The organism is Delftia acidovorans SPH-1, assembly GCF_000018665.1.
GTDB lineage: Bacteria > Pseudomonadota > Gammaproteobacteria > Burkholderiales > Burkholderiaceae_C > Comamonas > Comamonas acidovorans.
This window is the reverse complement of record NC_010002.1, coordinates 833,355-848,927: the sequence shown is the minus strand read 5'-3', so window position 1 is coordinate 848,927 and position 15,573 is coordinate 833,355. Positions and strand designations below refer to the sequence as shown.

Genomic DNA, 15,573 nt, shown 5'->3' with positions numbered 1-15,573 from the left:
CGGCTGTTGGCGCAAGAAGACACCATTGCTCTACTGGGCAAAGCGACCGGCGGCAAGCGACATCATCTCAGTGACGCCGCTCTCTTTGACCTGAGTCAAGACTATGGAGTGAACTGCATCGATATAACGAAACGGCATCGCCAAAATCGGTCGCTGCAGTGCAACATAGATAGAATGAAAAAGACCAGGAGACGATATTGGCATGCAAACCTTTGATTTGCATGCATCAAAACAAGCTATCAAAAGCTTCGTAGTCACAGGAAATACAAACATTCGCCGTGGCGCATATGTCGGCAATGCCGCGCCATGCCCCGTGATTCCTGACGAAGCCGCCCCAAGGCGGCCTGTTTCCCGGCAGTCCTTCTGATCTGGAGCATTCGAGATGACGCTATTGGCTGGCAAAAAGGGCCTGATCGTCGGCATCGCCAACCGCGACAGCATTGCCTGGGCCTGTGCCCGGGCCATGCATGCGGCGGGCGCCGAGATCGGCGCGACCTGGCAGAACGACAAGGCCCGTGTGCATGTGGAGCCCCTGCTCGACGAGATCGGTGCCGAGCTGCGCATGCCGCTGGACGTGGGCGACGACGAGCAGATGCGCGCGCTGTTCGATGCCGCCGCCGTGCGCTGGGGTCGGCTGGACTTCGTGCTGCACGCCGTGGCCTACGCCCCGCGCAAGGACCTGCAGGGCCGCGTGGTGGACAGCTCCCGCGAGGGCTTTGCGCTGGCCATGGACATCTCCTGCCACTCCTTCATCCGCATGGCGCACCTGGCCGAGCCGCTGATGGCGGCCAGCGGCGGCAGCCTCATGACGCTGAGCTACCTGGGCGCCAGCGAGGTCATGCCGCACTACGGAATCATGGGCCCGGTCAAGGCCGCGCTGGAGTCCACCACGCGCTACCTGGCGGCCGAGCTCGGCCCCTCGCGCATCCGCGTCAATGCCGTCTCGCCCGGGCCCATCGCCACGCGCGCGGCCTCGGGCATTGCCGCGTTCGATGAACTCGTGGCCGACAGCGTGCGCCGCTCGCCCATTGCCGGCGAGCTGCGGCCCGACGACGTGGGGCCGCTGTGCGCCTTCCTGGCCTCGGACGGGGCGCGCGCCATCACGGGCTGCACGCTGTATGTCGATGGCGGCCACCACATCCTCAACTAGCGGCTGCCGCACCGGCACCCCGCAGCACTGCAGATGACCCTCCCATTCCCCCGAACCGCCGCCGCCGCGCTGGCAGCCGCACTGGCCACCGCCCTGGCGGGATGTGCCTCCCTGGCGCCGCCGCACGAGCCGCCGCCCCTGCCCACGCCCGAGGCCTGGCCTGCCCATCTGCAGGCGGGCGCCCAGGGTGTCGCCGCCGCCGGCCTGCCCTGGCGCGAGTACTTCACCGACCCCGCGCTGCGCCAGCTCATCGCCACCGCGCTGGAGCACAACCGCGACCTGCGCGTGGCCGCGCTGCGCGCCGAAGAGGCGCGCGCGGCCTTCCAGATCCAGCGCTCCGAGCTGTTCCCGGCCATTGGCGTGGGCGGCCAGGCCGCGCGGGCTCGCGTGCCTGGCGACCTCAACCTCTCGGGCCGCTCCGTGGTCAGCGGCGAGTACCGCGCCGAGGTCGGCTTCAGCAGCTGGGAGCTGGACCTGTGGGGCCGCGTGCGCAGCCTCAAGGACGCGGCCCTGCAGACCTGGCTGGCCAGCGATGCGGGCCGCCACGCCGTGCAGACCGCGCTGATCGCCCAGGTGGCCGACGGCTACCTGGGCCTGCGCGAGCTGGACGAGCGCGTGGCCATTGCGCGCGAGACGCTGGCCACGCGCCAGGAATCCTTTCGCATCTTCACGCGCCGCGAGGCCGTGGGCGCCAGCTCGCGCCTGCAGCTGGCCCAGGTCCAGACCCTGCTGACCCAGGCCCAGGCCCTGCTGGCCCAGCTGGAGCTGGCACGCGCGCAGCAGTTGCACGCCCTGGCCCAGCTGGTCGGCGCCCACCCGGGCCCGCTGCCCGCCGCCGCACCCTTTGACGACGCCCTGGTGCTGGCCGAGCTGCGGCCGGGCCTGCCCTCGGAACTGCTCACGGCGCGGCCCGACATTGCCGCCGCCGAGCACCAGCTGCGCGCGGCCCGGGCCCAGATCGGCGCGGCGCGCGCCGCCTTCTTCCCGCGCATTGCGCTCACGGCCCGCTGGGGCACGGCCAGCGCCGAACTCGACGGCCTGTTCGACGGCGGCAGCCGCGCCTGGGCCTTCGTGCCCACGGTGTCCCTGCCCATCTTCGACGGCGGCCGGCGCCGCGCCAACCTGGAGCTGGGCGAGATCCGCAGCGACATGGCCGTGGCCCAGTACGAGAAAGCCATCCAGACCGCCTTCCGCGAGGTGGCCGACGGCCTGGCCGCGCGCCGCTGGCTGTCCGAGCAGATCACCGTGCAGCGCACCGCCGTGCAGGCCCAGGCCGAGCGTGCGCGGCTGGCGCAGCTGCGCTACGACAACGGCTCGGCCGCCTACCTGGAGGTGCTGGACGCCCAGCGCGACCTGCTGGCCGCACGCCAGCAACTGGTGCAGGCGCGGCGCGCCCTGCTGTCCAGCCAGGTGGGCCTGTATGCCGCCCTGGGCGGCGGCAGCGGCGCCGAACCTGCCGCGCTGCCCGCCACCCTGCCGGCCACGCCTGCCGATCCCCCGAATTCCTGAAGCCTCCGGACCCGCCCATGGACAAGAACACCTCTCTGAAGAACAAGATCGTGCCGATCGCCGCCGTGGCGGTCCTGGCCCTCGTGGCCTGGTGGGCCTGGAAGACCTTCACGCCCAAGGGCCCGGGCGAGGGCTTCGTCGGCAGCAACGGCCGTGTCGAGGCCACCGAGATCGACATCTCCACCAAGCTGCCCGGCCGCGTGGAGGAAATCCTGGTGCGCGAGGGCGACTTCGTGCAGGCCGGCCAGCCCGTGGCGCGCATGCAGATCGACACCCTGCGCGCCCAGCGCCAGGAAGCCGACGCCATGCGCCAGCAGGCCGAGCACAGCGTGGCCGCGGCCGAGGCCCAGGTCACGCTGCGCCGCAGCGACCTGGCCGCCGCCCAGGCCCTGATCGTGCAGCGCGAGACCGAGGTGGACGCCGCGCAGCGCCGCTTCAAGCGCTCGGAAACGCTGGCGCGCGAGGGCGCCTCCTCGGTGCAGGAGCTCGATGACGACCGCGCCCGCGTGCGCGGCAGCGAGGCGGCGCTGGCCGCCACGCGTGCCCAGGCCGCCGCTGCCCAGGCCGCCGTGAAGGCGGCCGAGGCCCAGGTGGTGGGCGTGCGCTCCCAGGTGCAGGCGGCCACGGCCACGGTGGCGCGCGTGCAGGCCGACATCGACGACGGCGTGCTCAAGGCCCCGCGCGACGGCCGCGTGCAGCTGCGCGTGGCCCAGCCCGGCGAAGTGCTGGGCGCAGGCGGGCGCGTGCTCAACCTGCTGGACCTGTCCGATGTCTACATGACCTTCTTCGTGCCGGAAACTGCAGCCGGCCGCATCGCCCTGGGCAGCGAGGTGCGCCTGGTGCTGGACGCCGCGCCCGAGTACGTGATCCCGGCCCGCGTCTCCTTCGTCGCCAGCCAGGCCCAGTTCACGCCCAAGACCGTGGAGACCGCCAGCGAGCGCCAGAAGCTGATGTTCCGCGTGCGCGCCCAGATCCCGCCGGAGCTGCTGCGCCGCCATCTGGAACAGGTCAAGACCGGCGTGCCCGGCATGGCCTGGCTGCGCACCGATGCCAGCCATGAGTGGCCCGCCAACCTGGCCATCAAGCTGCCAGCCCAGCCCGCGCAATGAGCGAGAGCACGACGCCCCATGCCAGCGGCTGGGTCGTGCGCCTGAAGGGCGTGCACCAGCGCTATGGCCAGGTCGAGGCGCTGGCGGGCATCGATCTGGACATTCCCGAAGGCCGCATGGTCGGCCTGATCGGGCCGGACGGCGTGGGCAAGTCCAGCCTCATGGCGCTGATCTCCGGGGCGCGCAAGATCCAGGAAGGCAGCGTCGAGGTGCTGGGCGGCGACATGGCCCAGCGCCGGCACCGCGAGGCCGTCTGCCCGCGCGTGGCCTACATGCCGCAGGGCCTGGGGCGCAACCTCTATCCCACGCTGTCGGTGGAGGAGAACCTGCAGTTCTTCGCGCGCCTGTTCGGCCATGACGCGGCCGAGCGGCGCCGTCGCATCGACGATCTCACCCAGGCCACGGGCCTGCGCAAATTCCTGGAGCGGCCGGCCGGCAAGCTGTCGGGCGGCATGAAGCAGAAGCTGGGCCTGTGCTGCGCGCTGATCCACGACCCCGACCTGCTCATTCTTGACGAGCCCACCACGGGCGTGGACCCGCTGGCGCGCGCCCAGTTCTGGGACCTGATCGCGCGCATCCGCCGCCAGCGCCCCGGCATGAGCGTGCTGGTGGCCACGGCCTACATGGACGAGGCCCAGCGCTTCGACTGGCTGGTGGCCATGGACGAGGGCCGCGTGCTGGCCACGGGCACGCCGGCCGAGCTGCTGCAGCGCACGGACAGCCGCTCGCTGGAAGAGGCCTTCATCGCCCTGCTGCCCGAAGAGAAAAAGCGCGGCCATGCGCCCGTGACCATTGCCCCCCTGCCCGAGGGCGGCGAGGACGACATCGCCATCGAGGCCAGGGACCTGACCATGCGCTTTGGCGACTTCGTCGCCGTGGACCATGTGTCCTTCCGCATCCGCCGCGGCGAGATCTTCGGCTTCCTGGGCTCCAACGGCTGCGGCAAGAGCACCACCATGAAGATGCTGACCGGCCTGCTGCCGGCCAGCGAGGGCCAGGCCTGGCTGTTCGGCCAGCCCGTGGACCCGCGCGACATCGACACGCGCCGCCGCGTGGGCTACATGACCCAGGCGTTCTCGCTGTATGGCGAGCTGACCGTGCACCAGAACCTGGTGCTGCACGCGCGCCTGTTCGGCGTGCCCGAGGCGGACATTCCCGCGCGCGTGGCCGAGATGCTGCAGCGCTTTGACCTGCAGGCCGCGCAGCACAGCCTGCCGGCCGCCCTGCCGCTGGGCATGCGCCAGCGCCTGTCGCTGGCCGTGGCCATGGTGCACAAGCCCGAGCTGCTCATCCTGGACGAGCCCACCTCGGGCGTGGACCCCGTGGCGCGCGACGGCTTCTGGCGCCTGCTGGTGGAGCTGTCGCGGCGCGACCGCGTGACCATCTTCATCTCCACCCACTTCATGAACGAGGCCGAGCGCTGCGACCGCATGTCCATGATGCATGCGGGCAAGGTGCTGGACAGCGACACGCCCGCGCGCCTGGTGGCCAAGCGCGGCGCGGCCACGCTGGAGGAAGCCTTCATCGGCTACCTGGTCGAGGCCGGTGGCGGCGAAGCCCCGGCCGAGGAACAGCAGGCCGCGCCAGCCGCCCCCGCTGCCGTGGAAACGCACACTGCGCGCCACCGCCATTTCAGCGCCCAGCGCATGCTCAGCTATGTCTGGCGCGAAGCGCTGGAGCTGCAGCGCGACCCGGTGCGCGCCACGCTGGCCCTGGTGGGCTCGCTGATCCTGATGTTCGTGATGGGCTACGGCATCAGCCTGGACGTGGAGGACCTGCGCTTTGCCGTGCTGGACCGCGACCAGACCACCATCAGCCGCAGCTATGCGATGAGCCTGTCGGGCTCGCGCTACTTCATCGAGCAGCCGCCGCTGACCGACTACGACGCACTGGACCGCCGCATGCGCAGCGGCGAGCTGACCCTGGCCATCGAGATCCCGCCGGGCTTTGCGCGCGATGTGCTGCGCGGCGGCTCCGTGCAGGTGGGCGCCTGGTTCGACGGCGCCATGCCCACGCGCGCCGAGACCGTGCGCGGCTACCTGCAGGGCATCCACCAGCACTGGCTGACCGAGCAGGCGCGCGAGCGCCTGGGTGTGACGCCAGCCGGCCTCATCGACATCCAGACGCGCTTTCGCTACAACCCCGACGTGCGCAGCCTGCCGGCCATGGTGCCGGCCGTCATGCCCCTGCTGCTGCTGCTTTTGCCGGCCATGCTGACGGCGCTGGCCGTGGTGCGCGAGAAGGAAAGCGGCTCCATCACCAACCTCTACGTCACGCCGGTCACGCGCACCGAATTCCTGCTGGGCAAGCAACTGCCCTATGTGGTGCTGGCCATGCTGAACTTCCTGCTGATGTGCCTGATGGCCGTCACCCTGTTCGGCGTTCCCGTGACGGGCAGCTTTGCCACGCTGGCCCTGGCGGCGCTGATCTTCAGCGGCGCCTCCACGGGCTTCGGCCTGCTGGCCTCCACGCTGACGCGCAGCCAGATCGCCTCGATGTTCCTGGTGCTGATCGGCACGCTGATCCCCACCACGCAGTTCGCGGGCCTGGTCGATCCCGTGTCCTCGCTGGAGGGGGCGGGCCGCATCATCGGCGAGGTCTATCCGGCCAGCCACATGATCGCCATCAGCCGCGGCGTGTTCAGCAAGGCGCTGGGATTTCGGGAGCTGGCCGGCTCGTTCGGGCCGCTGCTGCTGTCCGTGCCGGTGATCCTGGGCCTGGCCATTGCACTGACCAGAAAGCAGGAGAGCTGACATGCGCACCCGCCTTTTCTCCAACATCTACCGGCTGGGCGTCAAGGAGCTGTGGAGCCTGTGGCGCGACCCCGTGCTGCTGGTGCTCATCGCCTATGTGTTCACGGTCTCCATCTACACGGCGGCCACGGCCATGCCCGAGAGCCTGCACAACGCGCCCATCGCCATCGTGGACGAGGACGGCTCGCCGCTGTCGCAGCGCATCGCGGGCGCCTTCTATCCGCCGCAGTTCGCGCCGCCGGCCATGATTGACCGCACGCAGATGGACCCGGGCATGGACTCGGGCACCTACACCTTCGTGCTCAACATCCCGCCCAACTTCCAGCGCGACGTGCTGGCGGGCCGCGCCCCCGAGCTGCAGCTGAACGTGGATGCCACGCGCATGAGCCAGGCCTTCACGGGCAACAGCTATGTGCAGCAGATCGTCACGGCCGAGGTCAGCGAGTTCGTGCGGCGCTTTCGGGGCGCCACCGCCCTGCCCGTGGACCTGGTGGTGCGCGCGCGCTTCAATCCGGCGCTGGACAAGGTCTGGTTCGGCGGGCTGATGCAGATCATCAACAACGTGACCATGCTGTCCATCATCCTCACGGGCGCGGCCCTGATCCGCGAGCGCGAGCACGGCACGGTGGAGCACCTGCTGGTCATGCCGGTGACACCGACCGAGATCATGCTGGCCAAGATATGGTCCATGGGACTGGTCGTGCTGGTCACCGCCTTTGCCTCGCTCAACCTCGTGGTGCGCGGCGCCCTGGGCGTTCCCATCGAAGGCTCGCTGCCGCTGTTCCTGGCGGGGGCCGCGCTGTGCCTGTTCGCCACAACGTCGCTGGGGATCTTCCTTGCCACGCTGGCGCGCAACATGCCACAGTTCGGCATGCTGCTGGTGCTCGTGCTGCTGCCGCTGCAGCTGCTGTCGGGCGCCATGACGCCGCGCGAGAGCATGCCCGAGCTGGTGCAGAACATCATGCTGGCCGCGCCGACCACCCACTTTGTCGAGCTGTCGCAGGCCATCCTCTACCGCGGAGCGGGGCTGGACGTGGTCTGGAAGCCCTTCCTCGCGCTGGCCGCGATCGGCTCCGTGCTGTTCGCCCTCACGCTCACCCGTTTTCGCAAGACCATCAGCCAGATGGCCTGATTTCGTTCCCGCCGCCAAGGCATCTTTCCATCTCAACCAGCAAGGAGTTTCATATGAGCGCACAGACCATTCCCCTCCATCTGCTCAAGGCACAGCTTGAACTGCAGCTGCACCTGAGCCGGCTGCTGCAGGAAAGCGGCCAACAGTGGCTGGAGCATGCCGCACGCAACGGCCCCGAGCGCATCGCCGAGACCGGCAGCGAGATCGAGGGCGTGCAGCAGACCAGCAGCTGGCAGGAGCTGGCCACCCTGCCCGCCCAGGCCTTCTGGCGCCACGCCCATCTGCGCATGGGCCATGCCCAGGCCCTGGCCCAGACCGCCATGGCCAGCCAGATCACCCTGGCCCAGGGCGTGCAGCAGGCCGTGCACGACTGGCAGCAACAGGTGGCAGCCACGCTGGGCAACAGCACCCAGGGCGCAGCCGACACCGCCGTGCCGTGGAGCGACCTGCTCGCCCGCTGGACCTCGGCCGTGCAGTCCGTGGCCCAGCCCGCCCATGCGGCGCAGCAGCCCATTGCGGCAGCCGCCGCCGAAACGGCCCGCGACGCCACAGCCCAGGGCTGACGGCCCCCAAGGAAGCCGCCACGCGGTCCCGCAGGTTCGGGGCCGCATGGGCGCGGGGCGGCCATCCGCACCCAGCCACACGCAATCACACGCAATCTGCGAGCAGGGCATGACATGCCGGTAAAGGAGTGGGCCAGATGAACGAGAACCTGCAGAGCCACGTCACCGTGGACGTGGGAGGGATGTGGGGCGATCCGATGAAGCTGTCGCAGGCAGCCGCGCAATACGCCACCGATGCCTGGCAGCGCTCGCTGCTGTATGCCGACATCCGGCGCCAGCGTGGCAACCAGTACCGCGAGCATCTGGCCGAGGAAGTGCCCAATGTGCTGAGCTTCCGGGCCGAGATCGTGATGTCGGGCCTGGACCTGCCGCGCCCCGTCAACTACGGCCTGGCACGCATCGCGCCCATGGAGGGCACGGTCATCGACCCGGCCAAGCGCCCCTTCATCGTCGTCGATCCGCGCGCGGGCCACGGCCCCGGCATCGGCGGCTTCAAGCCCGACAGCGAGATCGGCGCCGCGCTCAAGGCCGGCCATCCCTGCTACTTCGTGGGCTTCCTGCCCGACCCCGTGCCCGGCCAGACCGTCGAGGACGTGATGCGCGCCGAGGCCCAATTCGTGCGCAAGGTCGCCGAGCTGCACCCCGAGAGCCGGGGCAAGCCCGCCGTCATCGGCAACTGCCAGGCCGGCTGGCAGATCCTCATGACGGCCGCCGTCTGGCCCGAGCTGTTCGGCCCCATCATCGTGGCCGGTGCGCCGCTGTCGTACTGGGCCGGCGACAACCCCATGCGCTACGGCGGCGGCCTCATGGGCGGCAGCTGGATGACGGCGCTGACCAGCGACCTGGGCGCGGGCCGCTTCGACGGCGCATGGCTGGTGCAGAACTTCGAGAACCTCAACCCGGCCAACACGCTGTGGGAAAAGCAGTACCAGGTCTATGCCGACGTGGACACCGAGGGGCCGCGCTACCTGGGCTTCGAGAAGTACTGGGGCGGCTATGTCTTCCTGGAAGGCCGCGAGATGCAGTACATCGTGGACAACCTGTTCATCGGCAACCGGCTGGCCACGGCCGAGCTGACGACCTCGGACGGCGTGCGCATCGACCTGCGCAACATCCGCTCGCCCATCGTGGTGTTCTGCTCGCATGGTGACAACATCACGCCGCCGGGCCAGGCCCTGGGCTGGATCACCGACCTGTACCGCGACGACGAGGACATTGCCGCCCACGACCAGACCATCGTCTTCGCTACGCATGACAGCATCGGCCACTTGGGCATCTTTGTCTCGGGCGCCGTGGGCCGCAAGGAGCACCGCGAGTTCGCGGCGCACATCGACATCATCGACCTGCTGCCCGCCGGCATCTACCGCGCCGAGATCGCCGACCGCCCGGCCGGTGTGCCGGCGCAGGACCTGACCGACGACGCCTACCTGATGAAGATCCGCCGCAGCGACCTGGCCGAGGTGCGCTCCATCGTCCGGCCCGACCCCGAAAGCGAGCGCCATTTCGCCGCTGCCGCGCGCGTCTCCGAAATCAACCTGGCCCTGTACCGCAACACCGTGCAGCCCTGGGTGCAGGCGCTGTCCACGCCGCTGTCTGCGCGCTGGCTGCAGGCCATGCACCCGCTGCGCGTGGGCTATGAATGCTGGTCGGACTCGCACCCGCTGGCACCCGTCGTGGCCCAGGCCGCCGAGCATGCGCGCGAGGACCGCCACCCCGTCGAGCCCGACAACCCCTTCCTGAAGGCGCAGCAGGCCATGTCGCAGGCCGTGGTGCATCTGCTCGACACCTACCGGGACCAGCGCGATGCCATGCAGGCGCGGCTGTTCCACGCCATCTATGGCTCGCCCCTGGTCCAGGCCCTGGCCGGCCAGAGCCGGCAGGACGACGGCCCGCCGCGCCCGCACCCCGGCGAATCGCCCGAGCACTGCCAGTACATGCGCCAGGAGCTGGCGCGGCTGCACGAAAGCGTGGCCCAGGGCGGGTTGTACGAGGCCGTCATCCGCGCCCTGTTCCACGTGCTGCGCGCACGCGGCGAGGCCGATGAGCGCCACTTCCGCCACGCCTGGCGGCTGCTGCAGGACCACCTGGGCGGCGTGCCGCCCGACATGGCGCAGTTCCGCCGCATCGTGCGCCGCCAGGCCCTGCTGATGCAGCGCGAGCCCGACGCCGCCATGGCCGCCATCCCCCGGTTGCTGGCTGCCTCGCCCGCCGCCGACATCCGCTGGGGCATGACCACGGTGGACGAGCTGGCCAACCAGGGCGGCAACCTCAGCGATGCCGAGCACCAGCGCCTGCTGCAGGCCATGGGGCATTTCGTGCAGGCGCTGGAGGCGGCCGAGTCCAGGCAGGCAAAAGAGCAGGCCGAGCGGCCCCCGGCCATCGCGCCAGCCTCGGTGGCCGAGCCTGAACCCGCACCTTTGACGGCGCCTCTGACCGCTCCTGTTGCGGCTCCTGTTGCGGCCCCTGTGCTCCCTCCTGCAGCAGCTCCTGAACAGGCCCCCAAGCCCGCACCTGTTCCCGACTCCACGCCTGCCGCCAAGCGCCCCGCACGCGCCCAGGCCAGCCGCGCACACCCCAGCCCCCGGAAAAAGCGATGAACCTCTCCCCTGATTCCGATGCGGCCCTGCCGCCCGAAGACCTGGCCCTGCTGCGCAACCACAGCTTTGACGAACTGGGCGTGGGCGACAGCGCCAGCCTGGAACGCACGCTGAGCACCCAGGACCTGCGCCTGTTCGCCGCCCTGTCGGGCGCGGCCGTGGCCGACGGCGCTGGCGCTGGCGCTGGTGCCGGTGCCGGTGCCGGTGCTGGCACGGTTGCCGGCGCCGACGATGACGACACGGCCCTGATCGCCCACGGCATGTGGGGCGGCATGCTGCTGGCTTCGGTGCTGGGCACGCGCCTGCCCGGCCCCGGCACCACCCTGGTCGGCCAGACGCTGCGCTTTCTGGCGCCGCTGGCCGCAGGCGACCGGCTGACCGTGCGCGTGGAGGTGCTGGCCAAGCAGGCCGAGCAGCGCCAGGTCACGCTGGCCGTGGCCTGCACCAACCAGCATGGCGCCGCCGTGATCGAGGGCCAGGCCACCGTGCATGCGCCTGCGCGCCACATCGAGCGCCAGCGCACCAGCCTGCCCGAGATCCGCCTGGAAGCCGGTGGACGCGACGGCCTGCAGCGGCTGCTGGCTCATGTGGCCGGCCTGCCGCCCATCCGCGTGGCCGTGGTCCATCCCTGCGACGAGCCCAGCCTCTCGGCCGCGCTGGACGCGCGCCGCGAAGGCCTGATCGACCCCGTTCTGGTGGCCCCGCGCGCGCGGCTGGAGGCCGTGGCGGCCGAGCACGGGCTGGACCTGGGCGGCCTGCGCATCGAGGACGTGCCGCACAGCCACGCCGCCGCCACGCGCGGCGCCGAGCTGGCCGCCTGCGGCGAGGTCGAGGCCATCATGAAAGGCAGCCTGCACACGGACGAACTCATGGCCGAGGTGGTGGCCGCCGCCGCCGGCCTGCGCACCAAGCGCCGCGTCAGCCACTGCTTCGTGCTGCAGACGCCGCACTACCCGCGCCCCTTCATCGTCACCGACGCGGCCATCAACCTCGCGCCCGACCTGCAGCAAAAGGCCGACATCGTGCGCAACGCCATCGCCCTGGCCCATGCCATCGGCGTGCCCGAGCCCAAGGTCGCCATCCTGGCCGCCGTGGAGACCGTGAGCCCGCACATGCCGGCCACGCTGGACGCCGCCGCGCTGTGCAAGATGGCCGACCGGGGCCAGATCGAAGGCGGCGTGCTCGACGGGCCGCTGGCCTTCGACAACGCCGTGTCCATGGCCGCCGCGCGCACCAAGGGCATCGATTCGCCCGTGGCGGGCCAGGCCGACATCCTGGTCGTGCCCGACCTGGAAAGCGGCAACATGCTGGCCAAGCAGCTCATGTACATGGGCGAGGCGGCCAGCGCCGGCATCGTCATGGGCGCCAAGGTGCCCGTGATCCTGACCAGCCGCGCCGACAGCCGCGCCTCGCGCATCGCCTCCTGCGCCATCGCCCTGCTGCTGGCCCACCGCTACCGGAACTCCCCGCCATGATCCCTGCCCACACCGCATCCTCCCCCGCCCGCGAACTGGTCGTGGTGCTCAACTGCGGCTCGTCCAGCATCAAGTTCGCCGTCTTCGACGGTGCCCAGCGCCCGCTGCCGCGCAAGCCGCTGTGGAACGGCAAGGTCCAGGGCATCGGCGGTCCCGCGCCCGACTTCGGCGAGAGCGGCGTGCCGCCCTTTGCCATTGCCCTGGATGCCGCCCACCCCTACCGCGCCGCGCTGCAGCTGATCCGCGAGCGCATCACAGCGCGCCTGGCGCAGCTGGACGGCGCCCGCGTGGCCGCCGTCGCCCACCGCGTGGTGCACGGCGGCAGCCGCTACTTCGAGCCCGTGCGCGTAGATGCCGGCGTGCTGGCCGATCTCAAGGCCTTCATCCCGCTGGCGCCGCTGCACCAGCCCTTTGCGCTGGAGGCCATGGACATCCTGCTGCGCGAGCGGCCCGAACTGGTGCAGGTGGCCTGCTTCGACACCGCCTTCCACCACACGCTGCCCAAGGTCGAGCAACTGCTGCCCCTGCCGCACGCGGCCTGGGAGCGCGGGCTGCGCCGCTACGGCTTCCACGGCCTGTCCTACGAATACATGGCCACCGCCCTGCCCGAGCGCCATGGCGACCTGGCGCGCGGGCGCACCCTGGTGGCCCACCTGGGCAGCGGCGCCAGCCTGTGCGCCATGCAGGGCCTGCAAAGCGTGGCGACCACCATGGGGTTCTCTGCGCTGGACGGCCTGATGATGGGCACGCGCACCGGCGCGCTGGACCCCGGCGCCGTGATCTACCTGATGGAAATCGAAAAGCTCAGCCTGCAGGAAGTGGGCCGCATCCTGTACCACGAGTCCGGCCTGCTGGGCGTCTCGGGCACCTCGTCCGAGCCGCGCGTGCTGCTGCCGCTGGAGTCGGGCGCAGATGCCCAGGCCGAGCGCGCGCGCGATGCGCTGGCCCTGTACGTGCGGCGCATCGTGCGCGAGATCGGCGCCCTGGTCGCCGTGCTGGGCGGCCTGGACCTGCTGGTGTTCACCGCAGGCGTGGGCGAGCACAGCGCCGAGATACGGCGGCGCGTGTGCGAGGGCCTGGGTTTTCTGGGCCTGCGGCTGGACGCCGAGGCCAATGCGCGCGATGCGGCCGTGATCTCGGCCACCGGCAGCGCCGTCACCGTGGGCGTGGAGCCCACCAACGAGGAATGGGTGGCAGCGCGCCATGCGCTGCGCTGGCTGCCGGGCTAGGAACGATCGTCCTGCGCACCGCCCTCGCGCAGCCGCGCGAACTCGCGGTGCTCGTAGGCAATGCATTCCTCCATGAGGTGGCGGTACACCGCCTCCATCACGTCGGGCTGGCCGCCCTCGGCGGCCGTGCGCTCGCGCACGCGGCGCACGATGGCCTCGATGCGGCCCTCGTCGCGCACCTGGGCCGCATCGGCCTTGATGCGCGCGGCCTGCTGCATGTAGCCCATGCGCGTGACCAGCAGCGGCACCAGCACATCGTCCAGCGCATCCACATTGCGGCGCACATCCAGCATGTCGGTGCAGTGCTGCACCAGGTCGATTGCCTGCTTGGCGCGGTCCGTGCTCATTCCAGTCCTTCCTCCACCAGCTCGGCCGCGCGCATCAGTGCGCGGGCCTTGTGTTCGGTCTCTTTCCATTCCATCTCGGGCACGGAATCGGCCACCACGCCGGCGGCGGCCTGCACATAGAGCGTGCCGTCCTTGATCACGCCCGTGCGGATGGCAATGGCCAGGTCCATGTCGCCCGCAAAGCTCAGGTAGCCGCAGGCGCCGCCGTAGATGCCGCGCTTGGTGGGCTCCAGCTGGTCGATGACCTCCATGGCATGCACCTTGGGCGCGCCCGTCAGCGTGCCGGCCGGGAAGGTGGCCTTGAACACGTCCATGTTGTCCATGCCCTCGCGCAGGATGCCCTCCACGTTGCTGACGATGTGCATCACGTGGCTGTAGCGCTCCACGGCAAAGGCCTCGGTCACCTTCACGCTGCCCGTCTTGGCGATGCGGCCGATGTCGTTGCGCGCCAGGTCGATCAGCATCACGTGCTCGGCGCGTTCCTTGGGGTCGGCCACCAGCTCCTTTTCGGTGGCCTTGTCGGCCTCGGGCGTGGCGCCGCGCGGGCGCGTGCCGGCCAGCGGGCGGATGGTGACCTTCTGGCCCTCGTCCGTGTTCTCCTGGCGCACCAGGATCTCGGGGCTGGCGCCCACCACATGGAAATCGCCCAGGTGGTAGTAGTACATGTAGGGGCTGGGATTGAGCGAACGCAGCGCGCGGTACAGGCTCAAGGGGCTGGCCGTGAAGCGCTTGTGGATGCGCTGGCCCACCTGCACCTGCATGAAGTCGCCCGCGGCGATCAGCTCCTTGGCCTTCTCCACGGCCGCCAGGTAGTCTTCCTTGGCAAAGCTGCGCTGGGCCGGGTGGCTCTCGCCGGCCTTGATCTGCGGCGCGCTGACCGAGTAGCGCAGCAGATCCTTCAACTGCCGCAACCGCTTCTTGGCGCGCGTATAGGCCTCGCTCTCGCCGGGGTTGGCATAGACGATCAGGTACAGCTTGCCCGACAGGTTGTCGATCACCGCCACTTCCTCGCACTGCAGCAGCAGGATGTCGGGGCAGTTGAGCGTATCGGGCGGGCAGGAATCTTCCAGCTTCTTCTCGATGTAGCGCACGGCGTCGTAGCCGAAGTAGCCGGCCAGCCCGCCGCAAAAACGCGGCAGCCCCGGGCGCAGCGCCACCTTGAAGCGCTTTTGGTAGGCAGCGATGAAGTCCAGCGGATTGCCCTTGGCCGTCTCCACCACCTGGCCATCGGTCACCACCTCGGTGCATGCCGCATCGCCGAAGCCGCTGGCGCGCAGCAGCGTGCGTGCAGGCAGGCCGATGAAGCTGTAGCGCCCGAAGCGCTCGCCGCCCACCACGGACTCCAGCAAAAAGCTGTGCTTGCCGTCACCGCCCGCATGGGCCAGCTTGAGGTAGAGGGACAGGGGGGTTTCGAGGTCCGCAAACGCCTCGACCATCAGAGGGATGCGGTTGTAGCCCTGCGCAGCAAGGCTCTTGAATTCGAGTTCGGTGATCACGGGGAAAGACTCCGGATTGCGTGGCGCTGGCAGACCTGGTGTGGGTGCGGGCTGCGTATGGATTGCGCCGATTCATTCGATTGGCCCGTAGGGCCTCGGGTGCACGCCGGGTCGCGCCCCGGGTGCTTCAGCTGTTCAGTTGGACAGGCTTGCGCCAGGGCCAGGCTCCCCGGTCTCCACAACCTGCAATGAACATGCGATGAATGAACATAG

General features: G+C 70.2%; 12 protein-coding genes. 10 read left to right on the top strand and 2 right to left on the bottom strand.

The window, feature by feature from the left end:
• Window positions 1-202 precede the first annotated feature (202 nt).
• From DACI_RS31825 to DACI_RS03850, 10 genes are all read left to right on the top strand, one after another.
• Window positions 203-367 carry a hypothetical protein gene (locus tag DACI_RS31825; RefSeq protein ID WP_157059622.1) on the top strand — a complete coding sequence of 55 codons (165 nt, stop codon included), beginning with the start codon at window positions 203-205 and terminating at the stop codon, window positions 365-367.
• A gap of 15 nt (window positions 368-382) precedes the next feature.
• On the top strand, window positions 383-1,150 hold the full coding sequence (fabI, locus tag DACI_RS03890) for an enoyl-ACP reductase FabI (protein ID WP_012202694.1): 768 nt from the start codon (window positions 383-385) through the stop codon (window positions 1,148-1,150).
• Window positions 1,151-1,183: 33 nt separating this feature from the next.
• The gene (locus DACI_RS03885) at window positions 1,184-2,659 is read left to right on the top strand and encodes an efflux transporter outer membrane subunit (protein ID WP_012202693.1); all 1,476 of its coding nucleotides are present in this window, start codon (window positions 1,184-1,186) and stop codon (window positions 2,657-2,659) included.
• Between the two features lie 17 nt (window positions 2,660-2,676).
• Entirely contained in the window at window positions 2,677-3,768 is a 1,092-nt protein-coding gene (locus DACI_RS03880; RefSeq protein ID WP_012202692.1) for an HlyD family secretion protein, read from the top strand.
• Window positions 3,765-6,521, top strand: coding sequence for a ribosome-associated ATPase/putative transporter RbbA (gene rbbA / locus DACI_RS03875; RefSeq protein ID WP_012202691.1), 2,757 nt, complete (start codon window positions 3,765-3,767; stop codon window positions 6,519-6,521). The genes DACI_RS03880 and rbbA overlap by 4 nt, the downstream gene beginning before the upstream one ends.
• A gap of 1 nt (window position 6,522) precedes the next feature.
• Window positions 6,523-7,653 carry an ABC transporter permease gene (locus DACI_RS03870; protein ID WP_012202690.1) on the top strand — a complete coding sequence of 377 codons (1,131 nt, stop codon included), beginning with the start codon at window positions 6,523-6,525 and terminating at the stop codon, window positions 7,651-7,653.
• Window positions 7,654-7,706: 53 nt separating this feature from the next.
• Entirely contained in the window at window positions 7,707-8,216 is a 510-nt protein-coding gene (locus DACI_RS03865; RefSeq protein WP_012202689.1) for a hypothetical protein, read from the top strand.
• 137 nt (window positions 8,217-8,353) lie between these two features.
• Window positions 8,354-10,813, top strand: coding sequence for a DUF3141 domain-containing protein (locus tag DACI_RS03860; protein ID WP_012202688.1), 2,460 nt, complete (start codon window positions 8,354-8,356; stop codon window positions 10,811-10,813).
• Complete coding sequence (locus DACI_RS03855; RefSeq protein ID WP_012202687.1) at window positions 10,810-12,288, top strand: bifunctional enoyl-CoA hydratase/phosphate acetyltransferase; 1,479 nt, start codon at window positions 10,810-10,812, stop codon at window positions 12,286-12,288. The genes DACI_RS03860 and DACI_RS03855 overlap by 4 nt, the downstream gene beginning before the upstream one ends.
• Window positions 12,285-13,517: an acetate/propionate family kinase gene (locus DACI_RS03850; RefSeq protein ID WP_012202686.1), complete on the top strand. Its 1,233-nt coding sequence runs from the start codon at window positions 12,285-12,287 to the stop codon at window positions 13,515-13,517. The genes DACI_RS03855 and DACI_RS03850 overlap by 4 nt, the downstream gene beginning before the upstream one ends.
• Here the strand turns inward: DACI_RS03850 and DACI_RS03845 are convergent.
• A complete protein-coding gene (locus tag DACI_RS03845) occupies window positions 13,514-13,864 on the bottom strand; it encodes a chorismate mutase (protein ID WP_012202685.1) in 351 nt (116 codons plus the stop codon). The two genes, DACI_RS03850 and DACI_RS03845, sit on opposite strands and share 4 nt — an antisense overlap.
• A complete protein-coding gene (trpE, locus tag DACI_RS03840) occupies window positions 13,861-15,360 on the bottom strand; it encodes an anthranilate synthase component I (RefSeq protein ID WP_012202684.1) in 1,500 nt (499 codons plus the stop codon). Before trpE ends, DACI_RS03845 begins: the two co-directional genes overlap by 4 nt.
• Between the last annotated feature and the right edge of the window lie 213 nt (window positions 15,361-15,573).

Excerpts from the sequence above, each read along its gene's own strand:
- DACI_RS31825 (WP_157059622.1), top strand. The coding sequence starts at position 203 with ATGCAAACCTTTGATTTGCATGCATCAAAACAAGCTATCAAAAGCTTC.
- fabI (WP_012202694.1), top strand. The coding sequence starts at position 383 with ATGACGCTATTGGCTGGCAAAAAGGGCCTGATCGTCGGCATCGCCAAC.
- DACI_RS03885 (WP_012202693.1), top strand. The coding sequence starts at position 1,184 with ATGACCCTCCCATTCCCCCGAACCGCCGCCGCCGCGCTGGCAGCCGCA.
- DACI_RS03880 (WP_012202692.1), top strand. The coding sequence starts at position 2,677 with ATGGACAAGAACACCTCTCTGAAGAACAAGATCGTGCCGATCGCCGCC.
- rbbA (WP_012202691.1), top strand. The coding sequence starts at position 3,765 with ATGAGCGAGAGCACGACGCCCCATGCCAGCGGCTGGGTCGTGCGCCTG.
- DACI_RS03870 (WP_012202690.1), top strand. The coding sequence starts at position 6,523 with ATGCGCACCCGCCTTTTCTCCAACATCTACCGGCTGGGCGTCAAGGAG.
- DACI_RS03865 (WP_012202689.1), top strand. The coding sequence starts at position 7,707 with ATGAGCGCACAGACCATTCCCCTCCATCTGCTCAAGGCACAGCTTGAA.
- DACI_RS03860 (WP_012202688.1), top strand. The coding sequence starts at position 8,354 with ATGAACGAGAACCTGCAGAGCCACGTCACCGTGGACGTGGGAGGGATG.
- DACI_RS03855 (WP_012202687.1), top strand. The coding sequence starts at position 10,810 with ATGAACCTCTCCCCTGATTCCGATGCGGCCCTGCCGCCCGAAGACCTG.
- DACI_RS03850 (WP_012202686.1), top strand. The coding sequence starts at position 12,285 with ATGATCCCTGCCCACACCGCATCCTCCCCCGCCCGCGAACTGGTCGTG.
- DACI_RS03845 (WP_012202685.1), bottom strand. The coding sequence starts at position 13,864 with ATGAGCACGGACCGCGCCAAGCAGGCAATCGACCTGGTGCAGCACTGC.